The organism is Xanthobacter albus, from assembly GCF_043194895.2.
Classification (GTDB): Bacteria; Pseudomonadota; Alphaproteobacteria; order Rhizobiales; family Xanthobacteraceae; genus Xanthobacter.
This window is the reverse complement of sequence record NZ_CM195532.1, coordinates 2,394,211-2,410,670: the sequence shown is the minus strand read 5'-3', so window position 1 is coordinate 2,410,670 and position 16,460 is coordinate 2,394,211. Positions and strand designations below refer to the sequence as shown.

The 16,460-nt window shown below is 69.5% G+C and carries 15 protein-coding genes; 8 read left to right on the top strand and 7 right to left on the bottom strand.

Going from position 1 to position 16,460, the window contains the following annotated elements; all coding sequences use genetic code 11:
* Nucleotide 1: 1 nt before the first annotated feature.
* A complete protein-coding gene (tsf, locus tag V5F75_RS10695) occupies nt 2–925 on the bottom strand; it encodes a translation elongation factor Ts (protein WP_394036110.1) in 924 nt (307 codons plus the stop codon).
* 128 nt (nt 926–1,053) lie between these two features.
* A complete protein-coding gene (locus V5F75_RS10690; RefSeq protein WP_394036108.1) occupies nt 1,054–2,055 on the bottom strand; it encodes a 30S ribosomal protein S2 in 1,002 nt (333 codons plus the stop codon).
* A 244-nt stretch (nt 2,056–2,299) separates the two neighbouring features.
* On the opposite strand from V5F75_RS10690, the gene V5F75_RS10685 reads away from it, so the two are divergent.
* Nucleotides 2,300–3,829, top strand: coding sequence for an FAD-binding oxidoreductase (locus tag V5F75_RS10685; RefSeq protein WP_394036106.1), 1,530 nt, complete (start codon nt 2,300–2,302; stop codon nt 3,827–3,829).
* Between the two features lie 102 nt (nt 3,830–3,931).
* Here the strand turns inward: V5F75_RS10685 and dnaE are convergent, their stop codons facing one another.
* Nucleotides 3,932–7,393, bottom strand: coding sequence for a DNA polymerase III subunit alpha (gene dnaE / locus V5F75_RS10680; RefSeq protein ID WP_394036104.1), 3,462 nt, complete (start codon nt 7,391–7,393; stop codon nt 3,932–3,934).
* Nucleotides 7,394–7,744: 351 nt separating this feature from the next.
* On the opposite strand from dnaE, the gene glyA reads away from it, so the two are divergent.
* From glyA to thiL, 7 genes are all read left to right on the top strand, one after another.
* Nucleotides 7,745–9,058: a serine hydroxymethyltransferase gene (gene glyA / locus V5F75_RS10675; RefSeq protein ID WP_394036102.1), complete on the top strand. Its 1,314-nt coding sequence runs from the start codon at nt 7,745–7,747 to the stop codon at nt 9,056–9,058.
* A gap of 27 nt (nt 9,059–9,085) precedes the next feature.
* Entirely contained in the window at nt 9,086–9,643 is a 558-nt protein-coding gene (gene nrdR / locus V5F75_RS10670) for a transcriptional regulator NrdR (RefSeq protein WP_394036100.1), read from the top strand.
* Nucleotides 9,644–9,652: 9 nt separating this feature from the next.
* Nucleotides 9,653–10,804 (top strand): bifunctional diaminohydroxyphosphoribosylaminopyrimidine deaminase/5-amino-6-(5-phosphoribosylamino)uracil reductase RibD, encoded by a 1,152-nt coding sequence (gene ribD, locus V5F75_RS10665; protein ID WP_394036098.1) that lies wholly within the window; start codon nt 9,653–9,655, stop codon nt 10,802–10,804.
* Nucleotides 10,805–11,416, top strand: a complete 612-nt coding sequence (locus tag V5F75_RS10660; RefSeq protein ID WP_394036096.1) for a riboflavin synthase — start codon at nt 10,805–10,807, stop codon at nt 11,414–11,416.
* Between the two features lie 133 nt (nt 11,417–11,549).
* Nucleotides 11,550–12,041, top strand: a complete 492-nt coding sequence (gene ribH / locus V5F75_RS10655; RefSeq protein ID WP_394036094.1) for a 6,7-dimethyl-8-ribityllumazine synthase — start codon at nt 11,550–11,552, stop codon at nt 12,039–12,041.
* Entirely contained in the window at nt 12,038–12,547 is a 510-nt protein-coding gene (gene nusB, locus V5F75_RS10650) for a transcription antitermination factor NusB (RefSeq protein ID WP_394036092.1), read from the top strand. The genes ribH and nusB overlap by 4 nt, the downstream gene beginning before the upstream one ends.
* A gap of 1 nt (nt 12,548) precedes the next feature.
* Nucleotides 12,549–13,556: a thiamine-phosphate kinase gene (gene thiL / locus V5F75_RS10645; RefSeq protein WP_394036090.1), complete on the top strand. Its 1,008-nt coding sequence runs from the start codon at nt 12,549–12,551 to the stop codon at nt 13,554–13,556.
* A gap of 128 nt (nt 13,557–13,684) precedes the next feature.
* Here the strand turns inward: thiL and V5F75_RS10640 are convergent, their stop codons facing one another.
* From V5F75_RS10640 to exbD, 4 genes are all read right to left on the bottom strand, one after another.
* Nucleotides 13,685–14,119 carry an EamA family transporter gene (locus V5F75_RS10640; RefSeq protein ID WP_394036088.1) on the bottom strand — a complete coding sequence of 145 codons (435 nt, stop codon included), beginning with the start codon at nt 14,117–14,119 and terminating at the stop codon, nt 13,685–13,687.
* An 84-nt stretch (nt 14,120–14,203) separates the two neighbouring features.
* Nucleotides 14,204–14,968, bottom strand: coding sequence for a hypothetical protein (locus V5F75_RS10635; protein WP_394036086.1), 765 nt, complete (start codon nt 14,966–14,968; stop codon nt 14,204–14,206).
* A 161-nt stretch (nt 14,969–15,129) separates the two neighbouring features.
* Entirely contained in the window at nt 15,130–15,972 is an 843-nt protein-coding gene (locus V5F75_RS10630) for a TonB family protein (protein WP_509212055.1), read from the bottom strand.
* Nucleotides 15,969–16,457, bottom strand: a complete 489-nt coding sequence (gene exbD / locus V5F75_RS10625; RefSeq protein WP_394036081.1) for a TonB system transport protein ExbD — start codon at nt 16,455–16,457, stop codon at nt 15,969–15,971. The genes V5F75_RS10630 and exbD overlap by 4 nt, the downstream gene beginning before the upstream one ends.
* Nucleotides 16,458–16,460 lie beyond the last annotated feature (3 nt).

Here is a 16,460-nt window from a genome sequence, read left to right as displayed (position 1 = left end):
CTCAGGACTGGCCGGCGGCGGCGGCCACCTCGGCCGCGAAGTCGGTCTCTTCCTTCTCAATGCCCTCGCCAAGGGCGAAGCGCACGAAGGCGATGAGGCTGATCGGCGCGCCAACCTGGCCCTCGGCCTCCTTCAGCACCTGGGCGACCGACTTGGAGCCGTCATGCACGAACGCCTGGTCGAGGAGGGTGTTCTCCTTGAAGAAGCTCTTCATGCCGCTCTCGGCGATCTTGTCCTGCACGTTGGCGGGCTTGCCCTGGTGCTTCTCGAGCAGGATCGCCTTCTCGCGGGCGATGGTCTCCCCCGGAATGCCGGAGGCATCGAGCGCCAGCGGGTTCAGCGCCGCCACGTGCATGGCGATCTGGCGGCCGAGGGTGGTGAGCTTCTCCACGTCGCCCTGGGATTCCAGCGCCACAAGCACGCCGATGCGGCCCTGGCCCTCGGACACCTGACCATGGACATAGGTCGCCACCACGCCGGCCGAGACCTCGATCTTGGCGGTGCGGCGCAGGGTCATGTTCTCGCCGATGGTGGCGATGAGGGCGGTGAGCTTGTCGGCCACGCTCACGTCCGAGCCGGGGAACTTGGCGTTCGCCACGGCGTCGAGGGTGCCGTCGGTGTTGAGGGCGACCTTGGCGGTCTCGCGCACGAAGGCCTGGAAGTCGGTGTTGCGGGCGACGAAGTCGGTCTCCGCGTTCACCTCGACGGCAGCGGCGAAGCGGCCCGAGGATTCCACGGCGACGAGACCCTCGGCGGCCACGCGGCCGGCCTTCTTGGCGGCCTTGGCGAGGCCCTTCTTGCGGAGCCAGTCCACGGCGGCCTCGACGTCGCCGCTCGTCTCGGTGAGCGCGGACTTGCAGTCCATCATGCCTGCGCCGGTCTTTTCGCGCAGTTCCTTGACGAGCCCGGCGGTGATCGCAGCCATGTTCAATCCCTTCTTCTCGCACCACGGCCGGCCAGGGTTGTCCCGAGCCGGCCGCCGGGGACGCCCCGCGCCCCCAATTACTCTTGATTCGTTTTCAGCCTCGCGACGAGATCACGCTCTCGCGCAGATCACTCGGCCTCGGCGGAAAGCTCCTTGGCCTGGGCGATCCAGCCGTCCACGCGGCCCGGCAGACCCACCTCGTCGCCGATGCGGTCGGCGTCGATCTGGTCGAGGCCGGCGATCTGCGAGAAGTGGAACACGCCCAGCTCGTTCAGCTTCTGCTCGATCTCAGGAGAGATGCCGGTGAGCTTCTTCAGGTCGTCGGCGACGCCGCGCGGACCGGAGAGGGGCTCGAAGGTCATCCACACGCCTTCGGCGGGCAGATCCTCGGGCAGCGGAACTTCCTCGGCACCCATGTCGATGCCCAGGTCGCCCTGGCTGCGGCCGATGCCGTCGATGGCGGCGCGGGCGATGAGGTCGCAATAGAGCTGGATGGCGCGGCCGGCGTCGTCATTGCCCGGCACGGGGAAGGCGATGCCGTCAGGGTTGCAGTTGGTGTCGAGGATGGCAGCCACCGGAATGCCGAGGCGCTGGGCCTCCTTCACGGCGATGTCTTCCTTGTTCGTGTCGATCACGAACAGCAGGTCCGGCAGGCCGCCCATGTCGCGGATGCCGCCCAGGGCCTTATCGAGCTTCTCCTTCTCGCGCGACAGCGTGAGACGCTCCTTCTTGGTGTAGCCGGAGGACGCCTCCGGAGCCGAGAGGGTCTCCTCCAGCTTCTTCAGCCGGGCGATGGAGTTGGAGATGGTCTTCCAGTTGGTGAGCATGCCGCCGAGCCAGCGGTGGTTCACGTAATACTGGGCCGAGCGGCGGGCGGCATCGGCCACCTGGTCAGCCGCCTGACGCTTGGTGCCGACGAATAGCACGCGGCCGCCCTGGGCCACGGTGTCGGACACAGCCTGCAGCGCGCGATGCAGCGCCGGCACGGTCTGCGACAGGTCAAGAATATGAATGTTGTTGCGAACGCCGAAGATGTACGGAGCCATCTTGGGGTTCCAGCGGTGGGCCTGATGGCCGAAATGCACGCCAGCCTCGAGCAGCTGACGCATCGAGTAATCGGGAAGAGCCATTCTTATCTCCGGTTGAACCTCCGCGGACGTACCCTCGATCCCGACAGGGAAAGAGAGCACCGGATGGCCATAGGCCTTTTGTCCGCGTGTGGGATGGCGGCGCATATACGCGAACCCATGCAAAGAGGCAAGGGGCAGGCGTCCGCCCCGTGTCCGCGGTCGAAATCATTCCGCCTTTTCGGCGGGAGAGAAGCTCTCTAGCTTGACGGCCAGCACGGGACATCGGGCGCGGGGCGAGGCGATCATGCGGAACGAAACGAAGCGGGGCGTTCAGGCTGGAGGGCCGGACAGATCCCAGGCGGGTGTTCTGTCGCGCCGCGCGCTGCTGGCGGCGGGCGGCGGGGTGGCGCTGTTCGCCATTACCGGCCGCGCCAGCCGCGCCCTGGAGGCGCCCAAGGCCAGCCCCACCGCGTGGGCCGACCTGGAGCGCCGCCTGTCCGGACAGCTGCTGCGACCTGACGATCCCCGCTTTGTCGAGCGCGCCAAACCCTACAATCTCCTGTTTGCCGATCGGCGCCCCGCGGGCATCGCGCTCTGCCGCACCGAGGCCGATGTGGCGACTGCGATTCGCTGGTGCAGGGAAAATGAGGTGCCGCTCGCGGCCCGTGGCGGAGGGCACAATTACGCCGGCTATTCCACCACCCAGGGCCTCATCATCGATCTCGGCGGGCTGCGCGACCTGCGCTTCGAGCGCGAGAGCGGCCGGCTGTTCGTGGGCGCGGGGTTGAAGAATGGCGACATCCGGACCGCGCTGGGGGAGTCGGGGCACGCACTGGTGCATGGCCGCTGCTCCAGCGTCGGCATCGCCGGCTTCCTGCTTGGCGGCGGCATCGGCTTCAACATGCGGCGCAATGGCATCGGCGCCGACCTCTTGCGGTCGAGCCGGATGGTGGGCGCCGACAGCGCGCTCTACACTCTGAGCGACACTGAAAATCCGGACCTGTTCTGGGCGTGCCGTGGCGGCGCCGGCGGCAATTTCGGCATCAATACCGCGTTCGAGCTTCAGACCTTTCCGGTCCAGGATATCACGGTGTTTCACCTGCGTTGGCAGGAGCGGCCGGAAGAGGTGCTCGCCTCCCTCGTCCGTGGGCTTGATGGCGCACCCGACACGCTGGGTACCCGAATCGCCCTTCTGGCGCCGCGCCCCGGCCGCGACCGGGGCCCCATGGTCGACCTGCTGGGCCAGATGTACGGCACCGGCGACGACGTTCGCGACTTGCTCGGCCCGGCGCTGCGGACGGCGGCGCCCTCGCGGGAGCAGATAGAGACCTTGCCCTATTGGCAGGGACAGGACGTGCTGGCCGAGCACTCCGAGCGCGAATATTATCGCGAGCGCTGCCGCTTCGTGTCGCAGCCGCTGCCACAGGGCGCATTCGATGTCGCGTTCGACTTCGCCCGCCGCTATCCGGGCCAGCACGGCACCGGCATGTTCAAGCTGTTCCAGACCGGGGGCACCATCAACAAGGTGGCCGCCGCGCGGACCGCTTTCGTCCACCGCGACAGCCGCTGGCTGCTCACCGTCGCCAATGTGTGGACGGCGGACGAATCCCCTGCCGCGGTCGCGGCTGTCGCCGACTGGCTCAATGCCTATTACGAAGCCCTGCTCCCCTATTGCGGCCAGGGGGCTTTCCAGAACTTCCCCGATCCCGAACTGAAGGACTGGGCGCAGCAGTATTACGGCACCAACCTCGGTCGGCTGCGCCAGGTGAAGGCGCAGGTGGACCCGACCGAACTGTTCCGCTTTCCCCAGTCCATCCGGCCGGCCGGCGGCTAGCGCATTTCATCACTTCTTGGAAACAAGAAAGCGCTCTCGCCCTTTGCGCTATTGCATTTTCTTCGCGCGAAGGTGCGGCACGAGCAGCCTAGAGGCTGGCGCTCAGGCCGCCTCCACCGCAACCACGCCGGGAATGGCCTTGATGGCGCCGGCGATCTGCGGCGAGACGGCGAACTTGCCGTCGAGCCGCACCTCCACCTCGGCGCGGCCGTCCTCCATCAGCAGCACGAGGCTCACCTCGCCGTCGCGCTTGGCCTGCCCCACGCCGGCCTCCAGACGCTTGGCGATGCCGTCCAGCGGATCGGGCGAGCGCACGAAGATGCGCAGCGCCTTGTGGGCACGGGAGGCGACCTCGTCCAGGCGCTCGCAGGAATTGATGCGCACGCGCACGTCCTCGCCGTTCATCTCGGCGGCCACCATCATCAGGAGCGGCGTGCCGGGTTCCAGCAGGTCGCGACAATGGGCCAGCGCCTCCGAGAACATGACAGCCTCATAGGTGCCGGAGGGGTCCGAAAGGCCGACGATTCCCATGCGGGTGCCAGACTTGGTCTTCTTCTCCTGCTTCGACACCACGGTGGCCGCGAGCCTTCCCGCCGCAGCGCCCGCCCGCACCGAGCGCGAGAAGTCCGCGAAGGTCTGCACCCGCATCTTCTTCAGCGCCTCGGCGTAATCGTCCAGCGGGTGGCCGGTGAGGAAGAAGCCCACCGCGTCATATTCCTTCTGCAGCCGCTCCGCCGGCAGCCAGGGGGCAGCCTCCGGGATGGGGAGCTTGGCCGCCACCGGGCCGGAGCCGAACATGTCGTTCTGGCCGGACTGGGCGTCCGCCTCCACCCGCTGCGCCTCGGCCACGATGGCGTCGAGCGCCCCGAAGGCGCGGGCGCGGTTGGGCTCCAGCGCATCGAAGCAGCCGGCGGCCATCAGGCTTTCGAGGGTGCGCTTGTTCACCATCTTCACCGGCAGCCGGGCGGCGAAATCGGCGAGGCTCTTGAAGGGCCTGTTCCCGCGCGCATCGACCAGCGCGTCCACCGCCGCGCCGCCCACCCCCTTGATGGCGGCCATGGCGTAGATGATGTCGCCATTCTCCACCGCGAACTCCCGGAACGAGCGGTTGACGGAGGGCGGCACCACCTTGATGCCCAGCCGCTGCGCCTCCTGCCGGAATTCGGCCAGCTTGTCGGTGTTGCCCATGTCCATGGTCATGGAGGCGGCCAGGAATTCGTTGGGATAGTTCGCCTTCAGCCATGCGGTCTGGTAGGCGACGAGGGCATAGGCCGCCGCGTGGGACTTGTTGAAGCCGTAGTCCGCGAACTTGGCCAGAACGTCGAAGATCTGGTCCGCCATGGCCTTTTCCACGCCGCCCGCCATGGCACCGTCGACGAAGCGGGTGCGCTGCTTGTCCATCTCGGCGCGGATCTTCTTGCCCATGGCGCGGCGCAGCAGGTCGGCTTCTCCCAGCGAATAGCCCGAAAGGGCCTGGGCGATCTGCATCACCTGCTCCTGGTAGATGATGACGCCGAACGTCTCCTTCAGGTACGGCTCCAGCTTGGGGTGGATATAGTCCGGCTGGGCGCGGCCGTGCTTGCAGTCGCAATAGACCGGGATGTTGGCCATGGGCCCCGGCCGGTAGAGCGCCACCAGCGCCACGATGTCCTCGATGCGGTCGGCCTTCATGTCCACCAGGGCGCGGCGCATGCCCGCGCTTTCAACCTGGAACACGCCCACCGTCTCGCCCTTGGCCAGCATGGCGTAGGTCTTCGGGTCGTCGAGCGGGATCTTCGAGATGTCGAGATCGATGCCGCGCTGGTGGACGAGCTTCACCGCCTTGTCGATGGTGGTCAGGGTCTTGAGGCCGAGGAAGTCGAACTTCACGAGGCCCGCCTGCTCCACCCACTTCATGTTGTATTGGGTGACCGGCATGTCGGACTTCGGGTCTCGGTAGAGCGGCACCAGCTCGTGCAGCTTGCGATCCCCGATCACGATGCCCGCCGCATGGGTGGAGGCGTGGCGGTTCAGCCCCTCCAGCTTCACGGCGATGTCGAAGGCGCGCTTCACCACCTCTTCCTGGTCGCGCGCGGCCTGGAGGCGCGGCTCCTCCTCGATGGCCTGCTTCAGCGTAACCGGATTGGCGGGGTTCTGCGGCACCAGCTTGCAGAGCTTGTCCACCTGCCCGTAGGGCATCTCCAGCACACGCCCCACGTCGCGCAGCACGCCGCGCGCCTGCAGGGTGCCGAAGGTGATGATCTGCGCCACCTGGGCGCGGCCATAGCGCTCCTGGACGTAATGAATCACCTCGTCGCGGCGCTCCTGGCAGAAGTCCACGTCGAAGTCGGGCATGGAGACGCGTTCGGGGTTCAGGAAGCGCTCGAACAGCAGGTGGAAGCGCAACGGGTCGAGATCGGTGATCTGGAGCGAATAGGCCACCAGCGAGCCCGCGCCCGAGCCGCGCCCCGGCCCTACCGGGATGCCGTGGGCCTTAGCCCACTTGATGAAGTCCGACACGATCAGGAAGTAGCCGGGGAACTTCATGCGGTTGATGATGGAGAGCTCGTAGGCGAGCCGCTCCTCATAGGCGGCCACGTCGAGCCCCTCGGCGGGCCCGTGCTTGGCGAGGCGCTGGGCAAGCCCCTCCCTGGCCTGCCGCTCCAGCTCGGCGGCCTCGGCTGCCTCCGCGTCCATGCCCGCCTCGGTCTCGTCGGCGGTGGTGAAGCGGGGCAGGATGGGCTTCACCGTGCGCACCCGGTAGGCGCAGCGCTTGGCGATCTCGATGGTGTTGGCGGTCGCCTCGGGCAGGTCGGCGAACAGCTCCAGCATCTCCGCCTGGGTCTTGAAGCGATGCTCGGGTGTCAGCCGCCGGCGGTCGCCGTCGGCGACGATCTTGCTTTCGGCGATGGCGATGAGCGCGTCGTGGGCCTCATAGTCCGACTGGGCGGCGAAGAAGGGCTCGTTGGCCGCCACCAGCGGAATGCCCCGGTCGTAGGCGAGATCGACGAGCGCCGGCTCGGCGAGGCGCTCGGTGTCGGCGCCGTGGCGCTGCAGCTCGATATAGAGCCGGTCCCCAAACAGGCCGAGCAGCTTCTCCAGCCGGTCGGCGGCGAAATCCGCATGGCCGGAGGCGAGCGCCATGTCCAGCGGGCCAGTGGGGCCGCCGGTGAGGGCGATCAGCCCGCCCGACGATTCGGCCAGCCAGTCGAGCAGAATGCGCGGCTCCTCGTCGCTCGGCGTCTCCAGGTAGGAGCGCGAGACGAGGCGCATGAGGTTGCGCCAGCCTTCCTCCCTCTGCGCCAGCAGCACGATTCGCGGCTTGCGCGCACGGATGACGCCGCGCGGCCCCGGCGGCTCCGGCACCTCCAGCGCCAGGGAGACGCCGGGAATGGGCTGGATGCCCGCGCCCGCCATCTTCTCGGAAAACTCCAGCGCCCCGAAGAGGTTGCCCGTATCCGTCAGGGCCACGGCGGGCTGCGCGTCGCCCTTCAGGAACTCCGCCAGCTTGCCGATGGTCAGCGCCCCTTCCAGCAGCGAATAAGCGGAATGGACGTGCAGGTGGACGAAGCCGAGCTCGGACATGGAAACGCATTCTCTCGGGGGAGGCTTGATGGGTGCCAGAAGACACCCGCCGGCGGGGCGCGGTCAACGCCCGCAGGGGGTGCGACGCCCGCCCGCGGCGCGCCGCTGCGCCGTTCGCAAGGAAAATTGATCGACTGTGGCGAAAACCCGCCGTCACCCGCGCGCGGCCCAGGATACGCACTGGGGACGCTTACTTCAGTACCCTTCACGGACCCACGCCGGGGCCCATTCGTCTTTGGACAGCAGGCATGCCGTGTGATAAGCGCAGGGACCCGTCCGGATGGGGCTCTTCTCGTCAGACACCTCCCCTCCGATCGGTCCACAGTACCCCGACATCACCGGAGACCTGCCATGGCCTCGCAGGACGCGAACCCCGCCTCCATTCTGGAGGAAAAGAACCGCTTCTTCACCGCCTCTCTCGCCGAGACCGATCCCGAGATCGCCGGCGCGGTGGACGCGGAGCTGGGTCGCCAGCGCGATGAGATCGAACTGATCGCGTCCGAGAACATCGTTTCGCGCGCCGTGCTGGAGGCGCAGGGCTCCGTCCTCACCAACAAGTATGCCGAGGGCTATCCGGGCAAGCGCTACTACGGCGGCTGCCAGTTCGTGGACGTGGCCGAGAACCTCGCCATCGAGCGCGCCAAGAAGCTGTTCGGCTGCGCCTTCGCCAATGTGCAGCCCAACTCGGGCAGCCAGGCGAACCAGGGCGTGTTCTTCGCCACCCTGCAGCCGGGCGACACCTTCCTCGGCCTGAACCTGGCGGCCGGCGGCCACCTGACCCACGGCTCGCCGGTGAACATGTCCGGCAAGTGGTTCAAGGCCGTGCCCTATACCGTGCGGCAGGAAGACCAGTATATCGACTATGAAGAGGTCGCCCGCCTCGCGGACCAGCACAAGCCGAAGATGATCGTGGCCGGCGGCTCGGCCTACCCGCGCGTCATCGACTTCCCGAAGATGCGCGAGATCGCGGACAGCGTCGGCGCGCTCCTCATGGTGGACATGGCGCACTTCGCGGGCCTGGTCGCGGGCGGCGCGCACCCGAGCCCGTTCCCCCACGCGCACGTGGTGACCACCACCACCCACAAGACCCTGCGCGGCCCGCGCGGCGGCATGATCCTGACCAATGACGAGGATCTGGCCAAGAAGATCAACTCGGCCATCTTCCCCGGCATCCAGGGCGGCCCGCTCATGCATGTCATCGCCGCCAAGGCGGTCGCCTTCGGCGAGGCGCTGCGCCCCGAGTTCAAGCTTTACGCCAGGAACGTGGTGGAGAACGCCAAGGCCCTGGCCGAGACCCTCAAGGGCCACGGCTTCGCCATCGTCTCCGGCGGCACCGACACCCACCTGATGCTGGTGGACCTCAGGCCCAAGAAGCTCACCGGCAAGGTCTCCGAGATCGCGCTCGGCCGCGCCCACATCACCTGCAACAAGAACGGTATCCCGTTCGACCCCGAGAAGCCGTTCGTGACCTCGGGCGTGCGCCTCGGCACCCCGGCGGGCACCACCCGCGGCTTCGGCGTGGCGGAGTTCCAGCAGATCGGCGACCTCATCGCCGAGGTGCTGGGCGTGCTCTCCCAGAAGGGGACGGACGAGGATTCGCTGGTGGAAGCGGCGGTGCGCGAGAAGGTCTCGGCCCTGCTGAAGCGCTTCCCCATCTATCCCTGAGCGTTGAGCGCCGGAGGCGGACGATAGATGCGGTGCCCCTATTGCGGGAGCCTGGACACCCAGGTGAAGGACTCCCGTCCCACCGAGGACAACACCGCCATCCGCCGCCGGCGCATCTGCCCTGATTGCGGCGGGCGCTTCACCACCTTCGAGCGCGTGCAATTGCGCGAGCTGATGATTGTGAAGCGTTCCGGCCGCCGGGTGCCGTTCGACCGCGACAAGCTCGCCCGCTCGGTCCAGATCGCGCTGCGCAAGCGGCCGGTGGACGCCGAGCGGGTGGAGCGCATGATCACCGGCGTGGTGCGCCAGCTCGAAAGCATGGGCGACGGCGACATTCCCTCCGGCACCATCGGCGAGCTGGTGATGGCCGGCCTGAAACAGATCGACGACGTGGCCTACGTGCGCTTCGCCTCGGTCTATCGCGACTTCCGCGAGGCCAAGGATTTCGAATCGGCGCTGGCCGAGCTTTCCGGCGACGGCGAGCCCCCCGCCCTCGACATCGACGCGGAGACGGCGGCCGGCCGCGACGCGCCGGAGCGGCTGGAAGGCAAGGCCGGCGCCCGCGTGCCGCGCAGCGTGGATTGATCGGATAAAATGGCGCCCGCCTCCCCGGCCCCCGTTCATGTCGCCTCCCCGGAGGAAGACGAGCGCTTCATGGCCCAGGCCCTCGCCGTGGGCCAGACGGGCCTCGGCCGCACCTGGCCCAACCCATCCGTGGGCGCGGTGGTGGTGCAGCACGGCCCGGAGGGCCCGCGCGTGGTGGGCGCCGCCGCCACCGCCGCTGCCGGCCGCCCCCATGCCGAGCCCCAGGCCCTGGCCCAGGCGGGCGCCGCCGCGCGCGGCTCCACCCTCTATGTCACGCTGGAGCCCTGCTCCCATCACGGCCGCACCCCGCCCTGCGCCGATGCGGTCATCGCCGCCGGTGTCAAGCGCGTGGTGGCGGCCCTGGAAGATCCGGACCACCGGGTGAAGGGGCGCGGCGTCGCGCGCCTGCGCGCGGCGGGAATATGGGTGACTGTCGGGGTGGGGGCCGAGCAGGCGCTGGCCGACCACGCCGGCCACATCCGCCGCGTCACCGCGGGGCGGCCCCACATCCTGCTCAAGATGGCCGTCTCGGCCGATGGCAAGGCCGCCCTGCCCGGCCCGCGCCCGGCCGTCATCACCGGCCCTGAGGCGCGGGCGCGGGCGCACCTCATGCGCGCCCATGCGGACGCGATCCTGGTGGGCATCGGCACCGTGCGCGCCGACGACCCCATGCTGACCACGCGCCTCGAAGGCTTCGAGGGCCGCTCGCCGGTGCGCGTCGTGCTCGACAGCGCCCTCTCCCTGCCGCTCGATTCCGCTCTGGTGCGCACCGCCTGCGAGGTGCCGCTCTGGGTGGTCACGGCTGAAGATGCCCCGGCCGACCGCGCCGCCGCCCTCGCCGAACGCGGCGTGGAGGTGCTGCGCGCGCCGCGCGGCGGCCCGGAGGACCGGCTCTACCTGCCCGCCGTGGCGAAGCTGCTCGGCATGCTCGGCGTCACCCGCCTGATGGTGGAAGGCGGCCCCGCCACCGCCGCCGCCTTCCTCGACAGCGGGCTGGTGGACGAGGTCGCGCTGTTCACGAGCCCCGTGGTGCTGGGCGCCGACGCCGTGCCCGCCCTGCCGGGCCGCCCGCTCCAGCGCCTGTTCGCGCCCGTCGGCTTCGCCGAGGTGGGGCACGAGGAGCTCGGAGCGGATCATCTCTTGCGCTTGTGGAGACGCTGAATGTTCACCGGCATCATCACCGACGTGGGCGACGTCGTCGCGGCGGAGCCCCGCGGCGAGGTCAAGACCCTCACCATCGCCACCGATTTCGACGCCGCCACCATCGCCCTCGGCGCCTCCATTGCGTGCTCGGGCGTATGCATGACGGTCACCTCGGCCACCGCCGGCGGTCCGCGCAGGGCCCTCTTCACCGTGGACGCGGGGCCCGAAACCCTCGCTATCACCACCGTGGCCGAATGGCAGCCGCGCCGCCGCATCAACCTGGAGCGCTCGCTCAAGCTCGGCGACGAGCTGGGCGGCCACATGGTCTCCGGCCATGTGGATTCCACAGCGAAGGTGCTGAAGCGCGAGGATCTCGGCGCCACCACCCGGTTCGAGTTCGAGGTGCCGGAGGCGCTCGCGCGCTTCGTGGCCGTAAAGGGCTCGGTGGCGCTGGACGGCACCTCCCTCACCGTGAACACGGTGGAGGGGCGCGTCTTCTCCTGCCTTCTCATCCCCCACACGCTGGCGGTCACCACCTGGGGCGGCGTGCGCCCCGGCGAGGCGGTGAACTTCGAGGTGGACGTGATGGCGCGCTATGCCGCCCGCCTCGCGGAATTCCCCCGCGCCTGAGTCCCCGCCGGGGGCGGAGCGGCCTATATTCAAGAAGTTGGGGTGAGGTCTGCGCCAGGGGCGCAGGCCCCGCGCTTGCGCAGGCGGGCGCGCTCTTGTACGCCTCGCGACCTCACGTTCGGAGACGAAGCCCATGGTGACGACGCGCAGGGATGGCTCCCAGGCCAAGGACGAGCTGCTGGAAGGCGCCCGTGTGCTCATCGTCGAGGGGCGCTATTACGAAGCCCTTGCAGATGAATTGCTCGCCGGCGCCCGCGCCGTGCTGGAGGCGGCGGGCGTTGAGGTGAGCGTGATCACGGTGCCCGGTGCGCTGGAAGTGCCCATCGCCGCCGAGATCGCCCTCGACGCGGCGGAGATGTCCGGTGACGGCATCGATGCAGTGGTGGGGCTCGGCGTCGTGATCCGCGGCGAGACCTACCATTTCGAGATCGTCGCCGGCGAATCGGCGCGCGGCCTGATGGATCTCGGCCTCGGCCGCGCCCTGCCCGTGGGCAACGGCATCCTCACCGTGGACACCGAGGCCCAGGCCTGGGAGCGCGCCCGCGTGAGCGAGGGCGACAAGGGCGGCGGCGCCGCCACGGCGGCGCTCTCGCTGCTGCGCCTGCGCAGGAGCCTGGAGCAATGAGCGAAGCCGCCAACGGTCCCGCGACCGGTCCCGTCACCACCTGGCCCATGAAGAAGAGCGCGGCGCGCCTCGGCGCCGTCCAGGCGCTCTACCAGATGGATCTGGCGCAGACCCCCATCCACGACATCCTCGCCCAGTTCGAAAGCCACTGGCTCGGGCAGGAGGTGGAAGGCACCCAGTTTCCGGAGGCGGACGTCAAGCTGTTCCGCATCGTGGTGGAGGGCGTGCTGGCCGATCAGCGGCGCATCGACCCGCTGGTGGACAACGCGCTCGCCCACGGCTGGCCGCTGCGCCGCGTGGAAGCGGTGCTGCGCGCGGTGCTGCGCGCCGGCGCCTTCGAGCTGCTCTCCCGGCCGGACGTGCCGGCCCGCGTGGTCATCGCTGAATATGTGAACGTGGCCGGCGCCTTCCTCGACCGCGACGAGACCGGCATGGTGAACGCCGTGCTCGATGCCCTCGCCCGCGAGCTGCGCGCCCGCGAGTTCGCCGGCCCGGGAGCCGCCTGACATGACCGGCGGCGCGCGCGAGCCGGGCTCGGGCGAGGACCGCTTCATCGCGCGCTTCTTCGCGCCCGTGGCCAGCGCGCCCGAGGCGCTCGGCCTCAGGGACGATGCCGCCCTCCTCTCCCCGCCCGCGGGCGGGGACCTCGTCCTCACCAAGGACGCCATCGTGGCCGGCGTGCATTTCTTTCCCGACGATCCGCCCGCGAGCATCGCGCGCAAGCTGCTGCGCGTGAACCTCTCCGACCTCGCCGCCAAGGGCGCCACGCCCCTGGGCGCGCTCCTCGCCATGGCCGTGCCCAGGGACATTCCGGATGTGTGGATGGAGGCGTTCGCCACCGCCCTCGGCGCCGATTCCACCGCTTACGGCTGCCCGCTGCTGGGCGGCGACACTGTAGTGACGCCGGGCCCGGTCACGCTCACCCTCACCGCCCTCGGCACCGTGCCGAAGGGCGCTTTTGTGCCGCGCACGGGCGGCCGGCCGGGGCAGGCCATCCTCGTCTCCGGCACCATCGGCGATGCCGCCCTCGGCCTGCGGCTGCGGCAGGCGCCGGAGCAGGCGGCGTTCACGGGCCTTTCAGGGGAGCAGCGCGCCCACCTTCTGGACCGCTACCTCGTTCCCCAGCCGCGCCTCGCCCTGGCGCCGGCGCTGCGCGCCCATGCGGCTGCGGCCATGGATGTCTCGGACGGGCTCGTGGGCGACCTTGCCAAGATGCTGGCGGCCTCCGGCTGCGGCGGGCGCATCGAGGCGCATCGCGTGCCGCTCTCCGCCGCCGCGGCCGCTGCGGTTGGCCATGACAAGGCGCTGCGCGCGGCCGCCCTCACCGGCGGCGACGATTATGAGATTCTCGCCCTCGTCCCTCATGGAGAGGTGCACGCCTTCGTGCACGCGGCGGCGGAAGCCGGCGTGCCGGTGGCGCTGATCGGCGAGACGCGGGCGGAAGAGGGCCTCGACGTGCTGGACGCCAGCGGCCACCCGCTCGACCTGGGCCCCGGCAGCTACAGCCACTTCTGACGCGCGGCTCTAAAAGAACAAGGGCGCCAGAGCGTTTCCGGGCGAAGTGGAAACCGGTTCGCGTGAAGGAAACGCGTCATTGCAAGAGGCTAGATCGTTTCGGCGTTTCCATGAAACGCTGAAACGATCTAGCCCAGGGCGACGAGAACAGAGCCGGTGGCGATCAGCAGCACACCGAAGGAACTCAGCGCGCTGAGGCGCTCGCCCAGGAACACGATGCCGAATACCGCCACGAGCACCACGCTCAGCTTGTCCACGGGCGCCACCCGCGCCGCCTCGCCCAGCTTCAGCGCACGGAAGTAGCACAGCCAGGAGGCCCCGGTCGCGAGGCCCGAGAGCACCAGGAACAGCCAGGTGCGCGGCGCGATATGCGACGGCGGGCTCCATGCGCCCCCAGCCGTCACCATGGCCGCGATCAGCACCAGGATGACCACCGTCCGGATCAGGGTCGCGAGATCCGGATGGACGCCCGAGACCCCGACCTTGCCGAAAATCGCCGTCAGCGCCGCGAACGCCGCCGACAGCAGCGCCCAGAAAAGCCAGGATGCGGGAAGGGATGACATATGGCGCGCCTCGCGTCCGGGCGGCTCCGTCCGGCAGCGTGACCATAGCCGAAAGCGCCGCGCAGGGAAGGCCAAGGGCGGTGGTCAGCCATGCAGGCCCGTCTGCCGCATGAAGCTGGGCAGGTACTTCGCCTCAATGCGCCGCGCGACGGCCTTCATGTCGTCCGTGGCCGTTCCCGCGCTCACGTTGACGCGGGTCTGCCGCAGCTCTCCCAGGCGCGCGGGCGCATCCATGGCGCGGACGAGCTCGCCCACCACGCCGCGCCCCTTCACGGCCGCGTCATAGGCGATGATCCTCAACTCGCCCTTGGTCATGGCCCGCCATTTGGCGACCAGGAGATCATAGTCGAAGTGCAGCACATGATCCTGCCGGGAGCGGAAGGTGCCCCGCGCCAGCACCTCCTCCGAGAACGCGCCGAAGCGCACATGGTCCTGGCGCTTGCTCAGCTCATGATAGACCGAGAGCGTGTAGGAGCCCTGCGCGCGCAGGAACATGATGTAGACGGGTGTCCACCCCGCGCTCAGGATGCGCCCCTCGAACCGCCTCAGGTCGAAGGGGCGGTCGGCGAGGAACTCGAAATCCTCCGAGGACAGCACGGCGCGCGCCGCGCGGGCCAAGTCCAGCTCGATGAGCACGGCATCGAGGCCGCCTTGGCGCGGCTCTGCCCGCGCATCCTCCAGCATGGTCCAGGCGACGTTGTGGTGGCCGGCGAACGCGCGCGCGATGCGCCCCGCCTGCGGCACATGAAAGCCATAGCCCCGGAAGGTGCGGGCATGGCGACTGAGATACCACTGGATGGAGGTGGTTCCCGTCTTGTGCGTTCCAATGTGGATATAGAGCCGCCTCATCTCCGCAAGCGCCCCGGTTCCGCCAGTGAACCGCCCTGATGGCGTAGCGTTAGCAGAGGCTTCCCCAGGGGTAAAGGCAGCGGTCCCCTGGGCGCCTGGCCGACCCCGGCAAGGAGGAGCCGAACCGGCGCCGGCCATCGGCGGCGCCGGTTCCTTGCTCGTCAGCGGTGCGTGAAGTTCACCGGCACGCTGAAGCTCGCCCCGCGCCCGTCCGGCGGCGCCGGGAAGGGAGAGGCCCGCCGCACCGTCGCCACCGCCTCCTCGTCGAGGGCGGAAGACCCGGAGGAGCGGATAAGGCTCGCGGAGGTGACGCGGCCCGCCCCATCGAGCGAGAACCGCACCGAAGGCCGCCCGGTGACGCCCTCCGCCCCCGGCGGATAGCGCTTGAAGCGGTTGAGGTGAGCCGAGATCATGGCCGCCCAGGTGGCCCGAGCGCGGGAATTCGACGCCTCGACGCCCGGCGAGGGCGCGGCCGTGGTCTGCGCGGGGGCCGCCTCCGAGCGGGGGGCCGCCGAGGTCACCGGCGCCTGCTTGCGGCGTGTGGGCTTGGCCTCCTTCTTCGGCTTTTCCTCCGGCTTGGGCTTCGGCGCCTCCACGGGCTTGGGCATGGGCTCGGGATGCGCGGCCGGCAGCACCACCTCCGAAGGGGTGGGTGTAGGCGGCAGCTCCGGCGCATCCTCCGCCACGTCCTGCTTCAGCGGCTCCGGGGGCGGCGGCGCATCCTCGACGTTGTCGGGGGCGTCCGGCGTGGTCACCGGCGATTGCATCATCTCCGGGCCGGGGGCCACATCCTGGTTCTGCGAGGGCGTGCTCACCGGCATGGGGGCGAGCTCGATCATCACCGCCGCCGGCGGCGCCGATGCGGCCTCCATCTTGTTCCAGAACAGCGCGGCGTAGACGAAGGCGGTATGGAGGACGACGATCAGCAGCCCCGCCGCCAACCATCGGAGCACGGAATTCCGGAAGTGATTCCCGTCGAAGTCGTGCCAGTGCACGGCGCTCACCGTGCTGCTCCCGCAGCCGGGGCACCGGCGGGCGGAAGCGCCGCGGGCGTGGCGGATGCCCCGCCGCCGGGCGGCCCCTCCAGCCCCACCAGGGCCACCTTCAGGTAGCCGGCGGCACGCAGCAGGTTCATCAGCTCCATCACCGCGCCATAGTCCACCGACTTGTCGGCCCGCACGAACACCCTCTGCTCACGGTCGGCATTGCTGGCCTTGTCGAGGGCGAGACCGAGCGCGGTGCGGTCCACCGTGTCGTCACCGATGGCGAGCGAGTGATCCGCCTTCAGGGACAGGTAGATGGGCTTGTCGGGGCGCGGCTGGGGCTGGGCGTTGGAGGTGGGCAGGTCCACCTTCACGTCCACGGTCGCGAGCGGGGCCGCCACCATGAAGATGATGAGCAGCACCAGCATCACGTCGATGAACGGCGTGACGTTGATTTCGTGGTTCTCGGCGAGATCGTCGCCGCCGTGGTCGAGCTTCGCGGCCATGGC

Coding starts and splice junctions, on each gene's coding strand:
- V5F75_RS10635 (WP_394036086.1), bottom strand. CDS start 14,968: ATGAGGCGGCTCTATATCCACATTGGAACGCACAAGACGGGAACCACC.
- ribD (WP_394036098.1), top strand. CDS start 9,653: ATGGCGCCCGCCTCCCCGGCCCCCGTTCATGTCGCCTCCCCGGAGGAA.
- glyA (WP_394036102.1), top strand. CDS start 7,745: ATGGCCTCGCAGGACGCGAACCCCGCCTCCATTCTGGAGGAAAAGAAC.
- tsf (WP_394036110.1), bottom strand. CDS start 925: ATGGCTGCGATCACCGCCGGGCTCGTCAAGGAACTGCGCGAAAAGACC.
- V5F75_RS10690 (WP_394036108.1), bottom strand. CDS start 2,055: ATGGCTCTTCCCGATTACTCGATGCGTCAGCTGCTCGAGGCTGGCGTG.
- dnaE (WP_394036104.1), bottom strand. CDS start 7,393: ATGTCCGAGCTCGGCTTCGTCCACCTGCACGTCCATTCCGCTTATTCG.
- nrdR (WP_394036100.1), top strand. CDS start 9,086: ATGCGGTGCCCCTATTGCGGGAGCCTGGACACCCAGGTGAAGGACTCC.
- V5F75_RS10660 (WP_394036096.1), top strand. CDS start 10,805: ATGTTCACCGGCATCATCACCGACGTGGGCGACGTCGTCGCGGCGGAG.
- exbD (WP_394036081.1), bottom strand. CDS start 16,457: ATGGCCGCGAAGCTCGACCACGGCGGCGACGATCTCGCCGAGAACCAC.
- thiL (WP_394036090.1), top strand. CDS start 12,549: ATGACCGGCGGCGCGCGCGAGCCGGGCTCGGGCGAGGACCGCTTCATC.
- ribH (WP_394036094.1), top strand. CDS start 11,550: ATGGTGACGACGCGCAGGGATGGCTCCCAGGCCAAGGACGAGCTGCTG.
- V5F75_RS10640 (WP_394036088.1), bottom strand. CDS start 14,119: ATGTCATCCCTTCCCGCATCCTGGCTTTTCTGGGCGCTGCTGTCGGCG.
- V5F75_RS10685 (WP_394036106.1), top strand. CDS start 2,300: ATGCGGAACGAAACGAAGCGGGGCGTTCAGGCTGGAGGGCCGGACAGA.
- nusB (WP_394036092.1), top strand. CDS start 12,038: ATGAGCGAAGCCGCCAACGGTCCCGCGACCGGTCCCGTCACCACCTGG.